This is a genomic window from Longimicrobium sp., assembly GCF_035474595.1.
In the GTDB taxonomy this organism is placed as follows: Bacteria; Gemmatimonadota; Gemmatimonadetes; order Longimicrobiales; family Longimicrobiaceae; genus Longimicrobium.
The window spans coordinates 21,928-37,285 of sequence record NZ_DATIND010000078.1; the positions used below are offsets into that span (position 1 = coordinate 21,928).

Annotated in this window: 17 protein-coding genes; 13 read left to right on the top strand and 4 right to left on the bottom strand. The window is 70.5% G+C overall.

Translation table 11 applies throughout. The features are described from left to right. Positions 1-65: 65 nt before the first annotated feature. Both VLK66_RS13175 and VLK66_RS13180 read right to left on the bottom strand, forming a co-directional pair. Positions 66-623: a methylated-DNA--[protein]-cysteine S-methyltransferase gene (locus tag VLK66_RS13175; protein WP_325309890.1), complete on the bottom strand. Its 558-nt coding sequence runs from the start codon at positions 621-623 to the stop codon at positions 66-68. 388 nt (positions 624-1,011) lie between these two features. Further along, positions 1,012-2,751: a D-aminoacylase gene (locus tag VLK66_RS13180; RefSeq protein ID WP_325309891.1), complete on the bottom strand. Its 1,740-nt coding sequence runs from the start codon at positions 2,749-2,751 to the stop codon at positions 1,012-1,014. Positions 2,752-3,086: 335 nt separating this feature from the next. Here VLK66_RS13180 and thpR point away from each other — a divergent pair, with 335 nt between their 5' ends. The 7 genes from thpR (at position 3,087) to VLK66_RS13215 (ending at position 7,695) form a co-directional block, all read left to right on the top strand. Beyond that, positions 3,087-3,647, top strand: coding sequence for an RNA 2',3'-cyclic phosphodiesterase (thpR, locus tag VLK66_RS13185; protein WP_325309892.1), 561 nt, complete (start codon positions 3,087-3,089; stop codon positions 3,645-3,647). A 29-nt stretch (positions 3,648-3,676) separates the two neighbouring features. Continuing rightward, positions 3,677-4,006 carry a 4a-hydroxytetrahydrobiopterin dehydratase gene (locus VLK66_RS13190; RefSeq protein ID WP_325309893.1) on the top strand — a complete coding sequence of 110 codons (330 nt, stop codon included), beginning with the start codon at positions 3,677-3,679 and terminating at the stop codon, positions 4,004-4,006. Positions 4,007-4,939: 933 nt separating this feature from the next. Next, positions 4,940-5,719 (top strand): SDR family NAD(P)-dependent oxidoreductase, encoded by a 780-nt coding sequence (locus tag VLK66_RS13195; protein ID WP_325309894.1) that lies wholly within the window; start codon positions 4,940-4,942, stop codon positions 5,717-5,719. Positions 5,720-5,869: 150 nt separating this feature from the next. Continuing rightward, a complete protein-coding gene (locus tag VLK66_RS13200) occupies positions 5,870-6,055 on the top strand; it encodes a hypothetical protein (protein WP_325309895.1) in 186 nt (61 codons plus the stop codon). Then, a complete protein-coding gene (locus VLK66_RS13205) occupies positions 6,052-6,438 on the top strand; it encodes an OsmC family protein (RefSeq protein WP_325309896.1) in 387 nt (128 codons plus the stop codon). Before VLK66_RS13200 ends, VLK66_RS13205 begins: the two co-directional genes overlap by 4 nt. Then, on the top strand, positions 6,435-6,905 hold the full coding sequence (locus tag VLK66_RS13210; RefSeq protein ID WP_325309897.1) for a DUF393 domain-containing protein: 471 nt from the start codon (positions 6,435-6,437) through the stop codon (positions 6,903-6,905). Before VLK66_RS13205 ends, VLK66_RS13210 begins: the two co-directional genes overlap by 4 nt. A 421-nt stretch (positions 6,906-7,326) precedes the next feature. Then, complete coding sequence (locus VLK66_RS13215; protein ID WP_325309898.1) at positions 7,327-7,695, top strand: hypothetical protein; 369 nt, start codon at positions 7,327-7,329, stop codon at positions 7,693-7,695. A gap of 94 nt (positions 7,696-7,789) precedes the next feature. Here the strand turns inward: VLK66_RS13215 and VLK66_RS13220 are convergent, their stop codons facing one another. Next, positions 7,790-8,242 (bottom strand): hypothetical protein, encoded by a 453-nt coding sequence (locus VLK66_RS13220; protein WP_325309899.1) that lies wholly within the window; start codon positions 8,240-8,242, stop codon positions 7,790-7,792. Positions 8,243-8,574: 332 nt separating this feature from the next. On the opposite strand from VLK66_RS13220, the gene VLK66_RS13225 reads away from it, so the two are divergent. The 4 genes from VLK66_RS13225 (at position 8,575) to VLK66_RS13240 (ending at position 11,904) form a co-directional block, all read left to right on the top strand. Further along, the gene (locus tag VLK66_RS13225) at positions 8,575-9,567 is read left to right on the top strand and encodes an MBL fold metallo-hydrolase (RefSeq protein WP_325309900.1); all 993 of its coding nucleotides are present in this window, start codon (positions 8,575-8,577) and stop codon (positions 9,565-9,567) included. 220 nt (positions 9,568-9,787) lie between these two features. Then, positions 9,788-10,711, top strand: a complete 924-nt coding sequence (locus VLK66_RS13230; RefSeq protein ID WP_325309901.1) for a glycoside hydrolase domain-containing protein — start codon at positions 9,788-9,790, stop codon at positions 10,709-10,711. A gap of 250 nt (positions 10,712-10,961) precedes the next feature. Continuing rightward, positions 10,962-11,444, top strand: coding sequence for a hypothetical protein (locus VLK66_RS13235; RefSeq protein ID WP_325309902.1), 483 nt, complete (start codon positions 10,962-10,964; stop codon positions 11,442-11,444). 70 nt (positions 11,445-11,514) lie between these two features. Beyond that, positions 11,515-11,904: a hypothetical protein gene (locus VLK66_RS13240; RefSeq protein ID WP_325309903.1), complete on the top strand. Its 390-nt coding sequence runs from the start codon at positions 11,515-11,517 to the stop codon at positions 11,902-11,904. 120 nt (positions 11,905-12,024) lie between these two features. Here the strand turns inward: VLK66_RS13240 and VLK66_RS13245 are convergent, their stop codons facing one another. Continuing rightward, positions 12,025-12,528 carry a ferritin-like domain-containing protein gene (locus VLK66_RS13245; protein ID WP_325309904.1) on the bottom strand — a complete coding sequence of 168 codons (504 nt, stop codon included), beginning with the start codon at positions 12,526-12,528 and terminating at the stop codon, positions 12,025-12,027. 162 nt (positions 12,529-12,690) lie between these two features. Between VLK66_RS13245 and VLK66_RS13250 the strand changes: the two genes are divergently transcribed. Beyond that, positions 12,691-13,302, top strand: coding sequence for a hypothetical protein (locus VLK66_RS13250; RefSeq protein ID WP_325309905.1), 612 nt, complete (start codon positions 12,691-12,693; stop codon positions 13,300-13,302). Between the two features lie 283 nt (positions 13,303-13,585). Beyond that, complete coding sequence (locus tag VLK66_RS13255; RefSeq protein ID WP_325309906.1) at positions 13,586-15,133, top strand: serine/threonine-protein kinase; 1,548 nt, start codon at positions 13,586-13,588, stop codon at positions 15,131-15,133. The last annotated feature ends 225 nt before the right edge of the window (positions 15,134-15,358 follow it).

Sequence of the window (15,358 nt, forward strand, 5' to 3'; positions counted from 1 at the left end):
CGTGGGGAGCGGATGCCGCGGGACGGCGGGCGGAGAGGCAACCTACCCCCTCCTTCGGCGTCATTTCAAGAGGGCGGCGCCGGATCGAGGAGCCGCGGAGCGCCGAAGCGGTCCTCCACGTACATGCACCGCGCGGCGAGAACCCTCCCGCGTTCCGTCTTTCGCCCGCCTTCGAGGAGGATGAGCCGCTCTTTCGCCTCCAGCCCGCCGCCGTAGCCGGTGAGGGAGCCGTCCGAGCCGATCACGCGGTGGCAGGGGATGAGGATGGGGATGGGATTGGTCGCGTTCGCCCGGCCGGCGGCGCGGACCGCGCGGGGGTTGCCGGCCAGCGCCGCCAGCGCGCGATAGTCGATCGTGGCGCCGCAGGGGATCGATTGCAGCGCGGTCCACACCGCCTGCTGCCACGGCGTTCCGCGCGGCTTCAGCGCGACACCGAACTCGCGCCGCGCGCCCGCGAAGTATTCGTCCAGCTCGCGGCGGACGTGCGCGCAGCGGGCATCGTCCCACGCCACGCCATCGGGCGCGGGCTGGCGCTCGAAGCGCAGCTCCATCAGCGCGCCGTCTTCATCCACCACCGCCGTCAGCGCACCGATGGGCGAGGGGAAGGTGGAGGCGTATCTCATCTCCATCATCGACAAAAGATTTGAATCAGACGAAGGAAGGATCAGTGCATGCGGCCAACTCACGTGCGGCCGCGCCCACAGATCCTTCGGCCTGCAAGGTTTTGTGCTGATGCGAGTTGCAGCGTGGCCGGCCTGAATGGAAAGTTCGCGGGCTGGCCCCCTCACCGGCGACTAAAGTCGCAGCAACAACTACGGGAAGCCTCGCAAACTGCGCGAGGCTGTTCGGCTCGGCAGCGAGTTCCGATTCCGGAGGACGCCCCTTTCATCCATCGTGGTCGCGCGCAGCGCGGTGTTCGACTCAGGATGACGTCGGCGGGGGGACGGAGGGAACGGAGGAGTTCTTCGTTCCCTCCGTTCCCTCCGTTCCCTCCGTGTAATTCACTTCAGTTCATCCCCCGCCGCGGCGGAGGCCGCGGCCGCCGCGCTGGCCGGTGATGCGCGCGTCGCGGATCTCGGGGACGCCGTTCACGATCACGTGCTGGATGCCGACCGAGGTCTGCACGGGGTCGACGAAGGTGGCGCGGTCGCAGACGGTGTTGGGGTCGAAGATGGTGAGGTCGGCGAACATCCCCGCCTTTACCACGCCGCGGTCGGCCAGCCCCACGCGCGCCGCCGGGAGCGCGGTGAACTTGCGGATGGCGTCCTCCAGCGTGATGACGTGCCGCTCGCGCACGTAGTGGCAGAGGATGCGCGGGAACGAGCCGTACGCGCGCGGATGCGGGTGCTCGGTGACCGTGCTGTCGGCGCGCCGCGCGCCCGCGTCGATCCCAACGCTCACCCACGGCTGGCGCATGGCGTACTCGATGTCCTGCTCCGACATGGAGAAGTAGATCGCCGAGGTGCGCGAGCGGTCGGCCAGGATCAGGTCGAACAGCGCGTCGACCACCGGCTGGTGGCGGGCGACGGCCACCTCGGAAAGGCGCATCCCCTGGTAGCGCTTCAGGCTGTCCTCGCCCACGCCCGCGATCATCACCCCGCTGGGGCCCCCGGCCGACGCGCCGATGTTCCAGTCGCCCCCGGTCGTCAGCTCGCCCGAGATGCGCCGGCGCATGACAGGGTCGCGCAGCCGCGCCAGCATGCTGTCGGTGCCGCCCGCGTGCGCCCAGTTGGGGATGATGGCGTCCAGGTCCGTTCCCGACGCGGGGTAGGGATACTGGTCGGCGGAGACGTCCACGCCGCGCGCGCGCGCCGCCTCGATGGCCGCCACCGCCTGCGGCATCTTTCCCCAGTTGGCCTTGCCGCTGGCCTTGAGGTGGTGGATCTCCACCCAGGTGTGCGCCGCCTCGCCGATGCCGATGGCCTCGTTCACCGCCTCCACCAGCCGGTCGCCCTCGCTGCGGATGTGGCTGGCGTAGCCGCCGCCGTACTGCCCCGCCACCTTGGCCAGCTCCGTGATCTCGTCCGTCGGCGCGAACGACGCGGGCGTGTAGATCATGCCGGTGGAGAGCCCCATCGCCCCCTGCCGCATGGCGTCGGCGACCAGGCCGCGCATCTGCTGCAGTTCGGCGGGGGTGGCGCGGCGGTCGGCGTCGCCCATCACGTAGCGCCGCACCGAGCCCACGGTGACGAAGGTGGCCAGGTTGATGGCGGGGCGCGCCGAATCGAGCTTCGCGAAGTAGCCGTTCAGGTCGCGCCACGTCACGCGCGCGCGGGTGCTGTCGCCCAGCTCGCGCAGCGTGTTCTCGTTCACCGGGACCACGCTGGTCACCTCGCCCGTGATCTCCGTCGTGATCCCCTGCGTGATCTTGGACGCGGCCTGCGGGTTGGTGAGCAGCGGATACTCGCTGTGCCCCAGCATGTCGATGAAGCCGGGGGCGATGACCAGCCCGGTCGCGTCGATGGTGTCGCGCGCCTGCGCCCCCGGCAGCAGCCCCACGGCGGCGATGCGGTCGCCGCGGATGGCCACGTCGCCGCGGTACCACGGGCTCCCGGTGCCGTCCACGATGCGCCCGCCGCGGATCAGCAGGTCGTACACGCCACCGGACGCGCGCCCCGGCACGGAAGCCGCCGACGCCGGTGCGGCGGACGCCTGCGCCGGTGCCGGCGCGGAGACAGGCTGCGGCTGCGGCGTGCACGCGGCCAGCGCGGCGGCGGCGGCCAGGACGATCGGGCGGCGGGAGATGGGCATCTCGGTGCGGGCTCGGCGTGGAGATAGGCAATCGGGAGGGCGATTGAAATCGCGGCAACAACGGCCCGAAGTCCGCCTTCGCGGACTCGCCGCCATGTATCCTCGCGGACGAGCGGGCATTGTCGCGGCGATGTGCGGGATGGGGAGATTTCGCGCGGCGGCGGCGCGGGCGCAAGTGGCCGGAATCGCCAGGATCGGGTGCGGAGATGGTGATCATCTCTCCAGATTCCGCATCTTCCGTATAAGAACTCCGTTGACTCCGTGTGACTTCTTCCCTTCCATCCTCCCGGCGGTCGGGAGATTGCGTGCGATCCGCGGCGGCACCGGAGGTGGAGATGGAGGGAGGCAGGGTGGGGCGCTTGTTCGTCGGCATCCCCTTTCCCGCGGAGCTGCGGGAGGGGCTGGAGGCGTACCTGCGCGCCACGTTCGGCGAGCGGATGCCGGGGCGCCCTGTGCCGCCGGGCAACTGGCATCTCACCCTCCGCTTCCTCGGCGACACGGACGCGGCGCGGCATCAGGCACTCGTCGACGAGCTGCGGGCGATCGAACCGGGGCCTGCGTTCGGCCTCTCGCTCGCGGGGCTCGGCGCCTTTCCGCGCGCGGCCCGGGCCACGGTGCTCTGGATCGGCGTGGGCGACGGCGCGGCGGAGCTGCGCGTGCTCGCGGCGAAGGTCGAGGCCGCGGCGGTGCGCGCGGGATTCGCGCCGGAGCCGAAGCCGTACTCGCCGCACCTGACGCTGAGCCGCATCCAGCCGTCCGCCGACCTCCGCCGCGCGATCGAAGGCGCGGAGCCGTTCGGCGGGCGGATGACGGTCGATGGATTCGTCCTGTTCCGCAGCCACCTGGGCGGTGGCCCGCCGCGCTACGAGCGGATGCTGGCGCTGCCGCTCGGCTGATCTCCATCCCCCCAACCCGCGACCGCACGATGGAACGCTATCCCGACGAGAAGGTGGCCGACCTGCTGAAGAGCCGGCTTCCGGAATGGACGCTGGAGCAGGTCTACATCGTCCGCACCTACGACACGGGCGACTGGCAGCGCACGACCATGCTGGCCGGCGCCATCGCCTACCTGGGCGAGAAGGCCTTCCATCACCCCGACCTGTTCCTGAGCTACCCGCGGCTGAAGGTGCTGCTGACCACGCACGACGCCGGCGGCATCACCGAGCGCGACATCGCCCTGGCCGAGAAGATCGAGGAGATCGCCACCTGGAAGCCGGACTTCGAGGTGTTCAAAGAGGCGAAGAGCTGGTTCTGAAAACGGTGGTGAGTAGCACGCATGCCTCACGTGCGTTTGTCGGAAAACATGCGGAAACGCAACAAAGCGGTACGTGCGGGCTGAAGTGCCAGACCGCATGTGTTCCGCACCCGTGCTGTCAAATCGATCCCGCTGATCGGAGAGAATTGCATGAGTGCGATGAAAGTGGCACTGCTGTGTACGGTTTGTCTCAGTGGATGCGCCTATACGGTCGGGGCAGGAACTGCGGCGCCGTACTCAGCCGTTCTGACTGGGGCCTCACCTGCAGACGCCGTGGAGTACGGGAATCGGCTTGCGCAGTGTGTGGAGGCTTACGCGAACCTCCATCGAGGAGAGGTCGGGCGGGCCAAGAGAGATCTAATTCGATCCGGAGGCGTGGCGACCGGTTTTGGCCTTGCGACCGCCACCCTAACGGGAACCTTCAAGGCCGAAGACACCAAAACTTGGGTCGGTGTCGGTGGTTCGCTAATTACAGCGGCCATCGGAGTTTATCAGATCTGGCGCGGAGCGGAGCGCGACGCAGCAGACTTCGTGTCGGAAGCGGCAATGGTTACGTCCGATTACCAAGCGGCCATCCAAACCGCTACGGACGACACCGCAAAGAAAAAGGCAGTCTCTGATCTCATCCTGAATGCTGGCGGACTTCAGCGGAAGTTCGCGCCCTACGCAGGATGGTCCGTCACGAACCCCCAGTGCGAGAATGGAGTTTCGCGACCGGCGCCGCTTCCGCCGCCGGCGCCTACGACCGTTCCGCCGAATGCTCCGCCACCCGCGCCGTTGTGAGGACGCGGTGGCAGCCCATTTCCATAACCAGCGCTTGGACTCGGGAACGTGCTTTGAGGACGCGCGCACCCGATTCGAGACCATGGCACGCATCTCTCTACATCCTCCAAGTCTCTACACACCAGTGACATGCAATCGGAGGGGGATGGGATGCAGCTCGAGGGGCGGGTGGCGCTGATCACGGGCGCGGGCGAGGGGATCGGGCGCGCGGCGGCGAAGATGCTGGCGAAGGAGGGCGCGCGGATCGGCGCGCTGGGCCGCACGCGCGACGACCTGGATTCGGTGGTGAAGGAGATCGAGAAGGACGGCGGGAAGGCCACCGTCCTCCTGGCCGACATCAGCAAGGCCGACGAGATGGAGGCCGCCGTGAAGCAGCTGGTGGACGCGTACGGCCGCATCGACGTCGTCTTCGCCAACGCGGGGGTGAACGGCGTGTGGGCGCCCATCGAGGAGCTGAAGCCCGAGGAGTGGGAGCAGACCATCGCCATCAACCTTACCGGCACCTTCCTGACCATCAAGTACGCCGTTCCGCATCTCAAGAAGCAGGGCGGCTCGGTGGTCATCACCAGCTCGGTGAACGGAACGCGCATCTTCAGCAACACCGGCGCGACGGCGTACTCGTCCACCAAGGCCGCGCAGGTGGCGATGGGGAAGATGCTGGCGCTGGAGCTCGCGCCGAGCAAGGTGCGGGTGAACATCATCTGCCCGGGGGCGATCGAGACCGAGATCGACGAGAATACCGAGAAGCGCGACCTGGAGAAGGTGAAGATGCCGGTGGAGTTCCCGGAGACCCACCAGCCGCTCACGCGGGGCCCCGGAAGCGCCGAGCAGGTGGCACGTCTGGTGCTGTTCCTGGCCTCCGACGCGAGCGATCACATCACCGGCACGGAGATGTGGATCGACGGCGGCGAGTCGCTGTTGAAGGGATGAAAAAAGAAGTCCCAAGTCCTGAGTCCTGAGTCCCAAGTGAACTGAATCGGGCGGCGACGAACGGCGCGGAATCCGGCACTTAGGACTTAGGACTTAGGACTTAGGACTTAGGACTTAGGACTTCAGTTCCACTTACGTTGGAGCGCACCCATGCCTGCCGACCCCACCCCCGCGGCTCCCAACGACCTTCCCGCCACGCCGGGCGCCGCCGAGCGCGAGGCTGCGCACGACCGCGACGAGGCGGCGGTGGACGAGGCCAGCGACGAGTCGTTCCCCGCGAGCGACCCGCCCGCGTACACGCACACCCACGCCGGCACCCCGGACGCGGAGCGATGAAGATCACCCTCCTTTCCGACGACCGCATCCGCGTGGACGGCGGCGCCGGGCCCATGTCGGTCGAGGCCGAGTCGGCGGAGATGACCTACTCGCCCTACCACATGCTGGCGAGCGGACTGGCCACCTGCACCCTCTCCGTCCTCCACGCGTGGGCCACGAACGCCAAGCTCCCCGCCGACGGCTTGGCGCTGGAGGTGGGATGGACCTTCGTGGAAGACCCGCACCGCGTGGGCTCGATGCAGGTGGAGATCGAGTGGCCGGGGCTCCCCGCGAACCGGCTCGCGGCGGCGAAGCGCGTGGCCGACCTGTGCACGGTGAAGGCGACGTTCGCGCATCCGCCCGCCATCTCCACCGACGTGAAGGCGGAGGCGAGGGCGGCATGACCATTCCCGTGGTGCGCTTCGTGTTCGGCGGGCAGGAGGCCGACGCCGTGGGCAGCGGGCGGCCGTGGACGGTGGTGTACGACGGCCAGTGCAAGGTGTGCGGCCGCCTGGTGAAGCTCCTGCGCAAGTGGGACACGCGGCAGGAGATCGAGCCCATCCCGTTCCAGAACACCTCGGTGCTCATCCGCTTCCCGTGGATCCCCGCCGAGGCGTACGCGCAGGCGATGCAGCTGGTCGGGCCGGGCGGACAGACGTGGCAGGGCGGCTACGCCATCGAGCAGCTGCTGAAGATCCTTCCGTACGGCGGGATGCTGGGGTGGGCGTTCAAGGTCCCGTTCTTCGGCGAGCTGTTCAACCGCTTCTACCGCTGGTTCGCGCGCAACCGCTACAAGTTCGGCTGCGGCGAGCACTGCGCCCTCCGCCCCCAGCAGCTCGACTTCGGCGACCAGGATTCGATGGCGGCGTGATCACCGGGGCGCAGTTGTAATATCGCATCTGGCAATCACCTGTGCATTACAAACGCACAGAGAGACGTCATCCTGAGGCCGGCCAAGCCATTGTTGCCCCCGCACGAGCGGTTGCAGGCCGAAGGATCCATAGGCGAGGTCGCACGTGCGCTTCCGGATTACACGATCGATCTCCGAATTGGGGATGAAGGGCGGCTGACGACCGCGCCACCAATACCTGCGGTTGGAGCCTCGCGCGGTTTGCGAGGCTTTTCGTAGTTGTTGCAGCGGCTTCAGCCGCCTTTGTATCCGGGGTGATGCGAAGAGATCCGGGGCCCACCAAACGTTTCCTCCGTACATCAACCCGGCCGATGTAGATTCGGGTGTGGCGGGCACGTCTCCCGTGCCGCGCGCTGTACTTCCCCGATCGGAGGCCAGCCTGATGCCATACGCCCGCGTTCTCGCCCTTCCCCTCCTCGCCCTCCTGACGCTCGCCGCCGGGCCGTCGGCCGCGGCGAAGCCGCCGCGCACCGTCGCCGTGCGGCTGACGGAGTACCGGATCGAGATGCCGGACAGCGTGCAGCAGGGCGAGGTGACGTTCTCCGTGACCAACGCGGGGCACGACCAGCACCAGTTCTCCGTGCGCGGCCACCGCGGCCTGCGCTCCACGCGCGTCCTGAAGCCCGGCGAGACCGTGAGCTTCCCCATGCGGCTGGTGGTGGGCGGCTACACGGCCTACTGCAACGTGCGCGAGCACAACGAGAACCATCGCCAGCTGGGGATGGAGCACGCGCTCCGCGTCGTCTGGTAGCGCCGCAATCCCCCCATCTTCATCCCCATAACGACGAGAGCCGCGGAAGGACGTCCTGTCCTCCGCGGCCCGGTTGCGTTCGACCGGATGCGTTTCACTGCCACTGCGGCGCGGGCCGATGGCGGAGGGCGCGCCGCATCGCGGCAGCCAGCCTCCGTGGCGAGCAGGGGAGCATCAGCACGCGCGCGGCCTCGGGCGCCAGGCGCCGGCAGTGCGCCGCGACGTACGGGTCGGTGGTGATGCAGACGATGGCGAACCCCGCGCCCGAGGCCAGGCCGGCAAGCTCGCGGAAGCTCTCCCACGGGAGGATGCCGCGGCGCCCCACGCTGGCCACCACCCCCGCGAACCCCATCGACCGCGCCAGACGGATGCACTCGCCAGGCGAGTAGGCGTGCACCAGCGCGAACCCGCGGGATTCGAGGAACGTTCCGTAGACGGCGTGCGTGTCCAGGTCTCCGTCGGCCATCAGGAGCACGTCCGCGCGCGAGCCGGGTGACGCGCCGGCCAGCCTTTCCGGCCCGCGGGGTTCCCTTTGCGGTGCGTCCATGTGCGCTCCTTTTCCCGTCCGCGACCGAGGCGTCGGCCGGGCCAGGGATGGCGCCGGCGCCGCGAGCAGCCTGCAACGGTCTTCGGGCGTGGAGGAGGGTGCAGCCCGTCTCCGCGACGCCCCCACGGATCGCGTAAATCCAAGCTAACCAAAGACTTCCATCAGGTGAAGAGCTGTAGCAGGCGGGAGCAGATGCGTCACCGCCCCAGGAACCGCGGATGCCGGGGCGCGGCTCGCAGGCCAGGGCGTGAGACCTCTTCCGGAACGGTTGTTGACGCACGGGCGCCGGCCGCTTCCATTCGATCGTCATCACTCCGACCCCGACGAGCACGGTGACCGAACGCCCGCCGCACCACGGCCCCGACGGCCGCTTTCGCATTCCCTGGCCGCTGGAGGTGGCGGACCAGCGCAGCGGCGGCAGCATCTTCCGCTGGCAGTGGGAGCGGATGCGGAACAGGCGCGCGCCCAATCCACCGCCGGAGCAGGTCCCCGTCGTCCCCCACGCCGTCGCCATGCCGCGCGCGGGGGACGAGATCCGCGTGACCTGGGTGGGGCATGCGTCGTTCCTCGTCCAGGCGGGCGGGCTGAACCTGCTCACCGACCCGCACTGGAGCCGCCGCGCGTCGCCCAGCCAGCGTATCGGCCCGGCGCGCTTCCAGGAGCCCGGCATCCCCTTCGACGAGCTGCCGCCGGTCGACGCCGTCCTCCTCTCGCACGACCACTACGATCACCTCGATCGGGCGACGGTGGAGCGGCTGCGCGACCGTTTCGGCGCCGGGCTGCGGTGGATCACCCCGCTCGCGTACCGCGCCTGGTTCGGCGACCTGGGCGTGACGAACGTGACCGAGCTGGACTGGTGGGGGGAGACGAAGATCGGTGAAATCGCCGTCACCTGCGCGCCCGCGCAGCACTGGACGCGGCGGCGGCTGAAGGAGATGAACGACCGCCTGTGGGCCTCGTACGCGCTGCGCCTCGCTGACGGGCGCGGCATCTACTTCGGCGGCGACAGCGGGTATTTCCGCGGGTACGAGGAGATCGGGCGGCGGCTGGGCCCGTTCGACGTGGTGATGCTTCCCATCGGCGCGTACGACCCGCGCTGGTTCATGGCCCCGGCGCACATGAACCCCGAGGAGGCGGTTCGCGCCTACCGCGAGCTCGGCGGCCGCGGCGCCTTCGTCGCCATGCACTGGGGCACCTTCCGCCTTACCGACGAGGACCCGCTGGAGCCCCCCGTCCGCACGCGCGCCGCCTGGGCGGACGCCCGCCTCTCCGAGCGCGACCTCCACATCCTCCGCCACGGGGAGACGCTGGTCGTCGAAGGGTGATGGGGGAAGTCGCCGCTCGCGCCGTGGGGCGAATGAATTCGCGGCAACAACGGCCCGAAGTCCGCCTTCGCGGACTGCACCCCCGGCATCGGTGCGCGGCCGGAGTCGGGAGTGCACCGAACCTGCCTTCGAATATCGGCGCCACGCCCAAACCCCATCCGGCCCGCGACTTGCCCGTGCATCGGCGCATCCTGCGATGACCCCGATGCTCCGGAGAACGATGCCGCGCCGTATCACCCCGATCCGCCTTGCCGCCATTCCGCTCGCCGCGATGGTCGCGGCGTGCGCGCAGCCGTCGTCCGTGCGGACGGGTCCGGCGCCGGTGCCGTCCGGGCCTACGAAGCCGACGGCGGCGGGGCATCCCGGCTTCGACACCACGATCTACCCCGGCGACGGGATCATGCGGGCGTGGCGCGACGCCTCGCCGTACGAGTGGGTGGGCTACTATCTCCCCGCCCCCTGCCACCGCGACCTCTCGTGGTCCGGCAAGCGCGACGCGCTGATCGCGATGGGATGGGGGACGGCGGCCATCTACGTCGGCCAGCAGGACTGGGGGCAGATGAACCGCGCCCCCGCGCAGCAGCCCGCGCTCGACACCACCACCGCCGCACAGCAGAATCCGCCCGCGCAGGCGCAGCCCCCGGCGCAGCCGCAGACGCAGGTGCAGGCCGCCCCCGCCCAGTGCTCCGCCGCGAACCTGGTCGCCGGCCGCGGCACCACGGACGCCGACGACGCGATCGCGCGCGCGGCGAGCGAGGGCTTCCCCGCCGGCTCCGTCATCTACCTGGACGTGGAGCGGGTGCAGGCCGTCTCCGCGCCGCTCGTCGCCTACGCGCGCGAGTGGGCGCAGCGGGTGCTGGCGGAGGGGCGCTACCTTCCCGGGCTGTACGTCCACCGCCTGAACGCCGCGCCGCTGACCGAGGCAATGCGCACCGCGTGGGCCGGCGCGGGGCGGAGCGACGCCGTGCCGGTGTGGGTGACGGCGACCGACGCGGGGTTCACGCTGGACCAGCGCCCCGGCGCGTCGGGGGTCGACGCCACCATCTGGCAGGGGCGGCTGGACCTGAACGAAAGCTGGGGCGGCGCCACGCTTCGCATCGACCAGAACGTCTCCACGTCGCGCTCGCCCTCCGCGCCGCGCTGAAGCGCCCCGGACGCGCCAGCCCCCGCGCGGATCGCGGGGGCGGCCGTCCCGGCGCGAAGCGGGTGCGGCGGTGACCGAATTGCCGCCGAAGGGGTTGCGGCATCGTCGGTTGGCTTCCAGTTTTGGTGCCCGCACTCCACGCGAGCGCTCCGCACCTTTCCGGCTCGCGCCGGGTCCCGGCAGTTCGCAACCCACCCACGCACCCGGCGGCACGCGCCTTTGGCGCAATCCGCGGCACCGGCTCTCAACCATGGCCAAGCAGCCTCCCCTGACGGACCAGGACCTGTTCGAGATCGAGACGCTGGCGTGCGACGCCACGCCGGGACCGTGGGAAGCGCAGACCGTGCTGGACTTCCAGACCGGCGAGAGCATGCGCGTGGTGGCGCACGCCACCCCGGCCGGCGACGAGTACGTGTACGTGGTGGAGCGCGACGGAGAGGTCAGCGAGGAGGACCAGCGCTTCATTGCCACCATGCACCCCGACGCGGCGCTGCGGCTGGTGCGCGAGATCCGGCGGCTGCGGCGGGTGGAGGAGCGCTACCAGTCGCTCTGCTCGGTGCTGCAGCACCTGAACACCTTCCTGGAGCGCCGCGGCCTGGTGTCGCAGGCGCAGCGGTTCGTGGAGGTGCGCGCGCAGCTGGAGCGCATCCACCCCGAGTCGCTGGAGGCCGGCGCGCCCGGAACCGCACCCGCCCCGGCCGCCGGCCGGGCCCGTCCGGTGTCGGCCGTCTGACTTTCCGGGGCGCTCCCATGCGGGGGCGCCCTTTGCTCATCCGGACCGCGGAACCCGTCCGACCGTGATCATGACCAGCCGCGCCATCCGCCTTCCCGACCGCTTCTACCTTCCGCGCACCGACCCCGACGGCCGCGAGGTCCGCGACGTGATGCCGTGGGAGGGCGCCGTGAGCTACGCCACCGACGGCGAGCGCCTGGGGATCCAGTACGGCGACGGGCGCGTGGTGTGGCTCGGCAACGCGCCGGGGATGGATGGAGCGGCGGGCGACGAGGAGCAGCCGGACACCGCGCCCGCGCCGCCGTCGTTCGAGGACGACTTCGAGGGCGTGAACCTGGACGCGCTGGTGGACGGGCTGCGCAGCTACGTGGACATGCACCCCGTTCTCCGCACCGTCTGGCGCGAGGACCTGGCGACGCTCGAGGACCTCCGCCACAAGCACCACGACGACGAGAGCTGAGGCCCTCACCCGAAAAATGGAGAAGGGGAAGACAAAACCACCGTCTTCCCCTTCTCCATTTTTCGACCTCTCCCGACAGCAGGAGAGGTGAACGGCAATGGCAACTACGAGCGCCGCCCGTCAGCGGTAGCCGCCGTCCTCCGCCTTGGGGTTGATGATGCGCTCGGCGAGCGCGGTCAGGCGGTGGTCGGTCTGGCCCTCCTCGTCCAGCGTCTGCTGGAGGGTGCGGGCGTGGTCGGCCATCCCCAGCCGGTCGGCGTAGGTGCGCACGCAGCCGTAGCCGGCGATCTCGTAGTGCTCCACCCGCTGCGCCGCGGCGATGAGCCCGGCGTCGATGGTGTCGGGATCGCCCTTCTCCTTCAGCATCTCCTGCCCTTCCTTCAGCAGCCCCTCCATCCCCTTGCAGTGGTGGCCGCCGGGCTTCTCGCCCATGCCGTCGAAGATGGCCTCCAGGCGCTTCACCTGGTCGTGCGTCACGCGCTCGTGCTCCTCGAACGCGCTGCGGAGCTCCGGGTTGTGCGCCCGTTCGGCCATCATCGGCAGCGCCTTCAGGATCTGGTTCTCGGCGCTGTACAGGTCGCGCAGCTGCTCCACGTACAGGTCCTTCAGCGAGTCCATCGGCATCGTCCCTCCTGGTCACGGGTCCGTCCACTCCGGGTGATTCCGGGGGCGGAAGGGGCTTGCAGGGTGTGTACCAGCCAGGAAGTACGAGAGTACGGAAGTACGGGAGTACGATGCGGATCGGCGGCGGGGGATGGCCTTGGGCTCGCGGAGACGGTTATCTTCATGCGCCGCTCCGCGTTCGCCCACACGATCCGCATCTCCCGCGTGCCGTTCCTCCGCCGATCCGCCGCCGCCCTCCTGTTTTCCGCGACGCTCGCCGGGTGCTGGTTCGGCGTGGGGCCGCCGCCGCAGCAGGCGCTCCGCTCCACCGTGCAGGAAGTCTTCTGGCGGCGGCTGACCCAGCTCTGCGGCCGTGCGTTCGAGGGGCGGATGGCGGAGGGCGCGGATTCTGTCTTCGTGCGCAACCGCCTGGTGATGCACGTGCGCGACTGCCGCGCGGACGAGGTGCGGATCGGCTTCGTGATCGGCCCCGACCCGTCGCGCACCTGGGTGGTACGCCGGGTGGACGGCGCGCTGGCGCTGACGCACGAGGTGGCGGGCGATGCGGTCAGCGGCTATGGCGGCGTGACGCGCGATGCGGGCACGCCGGAGCGGCAGGACTTCGCCGCCGACAGCGCCACCGCGCGGATGCTTCCGCCCGCGGCGCACAACGTCTGGTCGCTGGAGATCCTGGACGGCCGCACCTTCGCCTACACCGTCGGCCGCCCCGGCGTCCGCCAGCGCTTCCGGCTGGAGTTCGATCTGCGCCACGCGGTAGCGAGTCCTGAGTCCTGAGTGCCTGCGACGGAAACCCGGTCACATCTCCGCCCGTAGAGCACTCCGTAAGCCGAAGCGCCCTCCCGACTTGGCCGCGCTGGACAAGCGGAGGCCGCACCAGCCTCCGATGTGCGCCGAAATGCCGAGGCCGCAGTCCCGCAGGGACTTTGTGCTGTTGTTGGGGGCGAATTCCATTCGCCTCACCCGCCCCCGGCACTCCGGATCGGGCAGGCGAACGGGCCAGCTTGACGATTTTCTTCTTCCGGTTTCCGCACCCCTCAACCGCGGGATTGATCTGTAGATGTACGGGATCGCGGGACTGCTGACCGGGCGCACGCTGGCCGGCCGCTACCTGATCGAGGCGGTGATCGGGCGCGGCGGGATGGGCGCCGTGTACCGCGCCACCGACGAGCGCCTGTCGCGCCTGGTGGCGGTGAAGGTGGTCGGCGCCGTGACGACCGATCCGGACGAGCACGCGCGGCTGCGGCAGCGCTTCCAGCGCGAGGCGCGGGCGGCGGCGGCGCTCCGGCACCCCAACGTGGTGCAGGTGCACGACTTCGGCACCGATCCCGAGCTGGACCTGGACTTCCTGGTGATGGAGCTGCTGCACGGCGAGGACCTGGCCGCGCGGCTCATGCGCGGCGGCCCGCCGCCGCTGGCCGAGTCCATCTCCATCCTCCGCCAGGCGGCGCGCGGCCTTTCCGCCGGCCACCGCGCGGGGATGGTGCACCGCGACGTGAAGCCCGGCAACCTGTTCCTGGAAGAAGACGACGCGCATGGCGGCGACCACGTGCGGGTGCTGGACTTCGGGATCGCGCAGGTGGGGGCCGAGGACGGGACGATGACGCAGCTCACCGTCTACGGCCGCTCGCCCTTCTCCCCCGCGTACGCCTCGCCCGAGCAGCTGCGCGGCGACGACCACATCACCTCCGCGTCGGACGTGTTCAGCCTGGGCGCGGTGGGATACCACCTGGTCACGGGCACGCGCCCGTTCACCTCCGCCGACCCGTCGCGCGCCACCGCCGAGGTGGGCGAGGCCGTGCGCCTGCTGCGCCAGCGCGCCCCCGCGCTGGACGACGCCACCTACGCCGTGCTGGTGCGCGCCCTGGCCCGCACGCCGGTGGAGCGCTTCCGCGACGCGGGGGAGATGGCCGACGCGCTCTCCGGCGGCGTCCCGGCTTCCGCGCGGGCGCGCACCGTGGCCCCGCCCGCCGCCGCGCCCGCGCCGCAGCCCACCTACGCGCGCTCGACCCCGTCCGCCCCGCTCCGCCCCGTCCCCGACGACGAGCAGACGCGCATCTACGCCGCCGCGCCGCCGCAGCAGCCGGCGATGCGTCCGCAGCCGCAGCAGGTGCCGGTGCAGGCGGTGTATCCCACGCCGCGTCCCGCCGTGCCACAGGCAAACCCCGCGGGACTGTTCGCGCCCGCCGGGCAGCCGCCGGAATACGCCACGCAGCCGCGCCCCGGGCCGGTGCGCCGCTTCCTGCGCGCCCTGTCGGAGCTGGTGCTGACCACGGCGGCGGTCGGGCTCTTCGTCGCGTCGTGGGCGCTGGCCATCCAAGGCGTGGTGGAGGACCGGCACCGGCGCCTGATCGCCGGCGCGGTGGCGACGGTGCTGTTCACGCCGCTGGCCGTGCACCGGCTGACGGGCTCGCGCGGGCGGCTGCCGTTCCTGGTGGCCGGGTCGGTGTTCGCGACGGGGCTGGCGTGGTGGCTCGTGGGCCGCGGCGGCGACCCGGCGATCAAGCTGGCGGCCATCTTCGGGCTGCAGGTGCTCGCCAGCTTCTTCATGTCGTGGCTCACCCGCCGCAAGCCCGCCCCCGAGTACCAGCCGTACAGCGAAGGCTGAGGATGGGCGATACGGAGAGCGAGGCCGGCATTCGTCGCACGAGTGCCGGCCTCGCTTCGTCATCCATCGTGCACGTGCGACCTCGCCGATAGATCCTTCGGCCTGCAGCCGCTCGTGCGGGAGCAACGAGGGTGTGGCCGGCCTCAGGATTGGAGTTGCCCCACTTTCGTGGACACCTGGTTAGTGGGGATCAAGCGGCTTCGAGAAGCGGCGCGCGCGCCGCGT

Excerpts from the sequence above, each read along its gene's own strand:
- VLK66_RS13175 (WP_325309890.1), bottom strand. The coding sequence starts at position 623 with ATGAGATACGCCTCCACCTTCCCCTCGCCCATCGGTGCGCTGACGGCG.
- VLK66_RS13180 (WP_325309891.1), bottom strand. The coding sequence starts at position 2,751 with ATGCCCATCTCCCGCCGCCCGATCGTCCTGGCCGCCGCCGCCGCGCTG.
- thpR (WP_325309892.1), top strand. The coding sequence starts at position 3,087 with ATGGAGGGAGGCAGGGTGGGGCGCTTGTTCGTCGGCATCCCCTTTCCC.
- VLK66_RS13190 (WP_325309893.1), top strand. The coding sequence starts at position 3,677 with ATGGAACGCTATCCCGACGAGAAGGTGGCCGACCTGCTGAAGAGCCGG.
- VLK66_RS13195 (WP_325309894.1), top strand. The coding sequence starts at position 4,940 with ATGCAGCTCGAGGGGCGGGTGGCGCTGATCACGGGCGCGGGCGAGGGG.
- VLK66_RS13200 (WP_325309895.1), top strand. The coding sequence starts at position 5,870 with ATGCCTGCCGACCCCACCCCCGCGGCTCCCAACGACCTTCCCGCCACG.
- VLK66_RS13205 (WP_325309896.1), top strand. The coding sequence starts at position 6,052 with ATGAAGATCACCCTCCTTTCCGACGACCGCATCCGCGTGGACGGCGGC.
- VLK66_RS13210 (WP_325309897.1), top strand. The coding sequence starts at position 6,435 with ATGACCATTCCCGTGGTGCGCTTCGTGTTCGGCGGGCAGGAGGCCGAC.
- VLK66_RS13215 (WP_325309898.1), top strand. The coding sequence starts at position 7,327 with ATGCCATACGCCCGCGTTCTCGCCCTTCCCCTCCTCGCCCTCCTGACG.
- VLK66_RS13220 (WP_325309899.1), bottom strand. The coding sequence starts at position 8,242 with ATGGACGCACCGCAAAGGGAACCCCGCGGGCCGGAAAGGCTGGCCGGC.
- VLK66_RS13230 (WP_325309901.1), top strand. The coding sequence starts at position 9,788 with ATGCCGCGCCGTATCACCCCGATCCGCCTTGCCGCCATTCCGCTCGCC.
- VLK66_RS13235 (WP_325309902.1), top strand. The coding sequence starts at position 10,962 with ATGGCCAAGCAGCCTCCCCTGACGGACCAGGACCTGTTCGAGATCGAG.
- VLK66_RS13240 (WP_325309903.1), top strand. The coding sequence starts at position 11,515 with ATGACCAGCCGCGCCATCCGCCTTCCCGACCGCTTCTACCTTCCGCGC.
- VLK66_RS13245 (WP_325309904.1), bottom strand. The coding sequence starts at position 12,528 with ATGCCGATGGACTCGCTGAAGGACCTGTACGTGGAGCAGCTGCGCGAC.
- VLK66_RS13250 (WP_325309905.1), top strand. The coding sequence starts at position 12,691 with ATGCGCCGCTCCGCGTTCGCCCACACGATCCGCATCTCCCGCGTGCCG.
- VLK66_RS13255 (WP_325309906.1), top strand. The coding sequence starts at position 13,586 with ATGTACGGGATCGCGGGACTGCTGACCGGGCGCACGCTGGCCGGCCGC.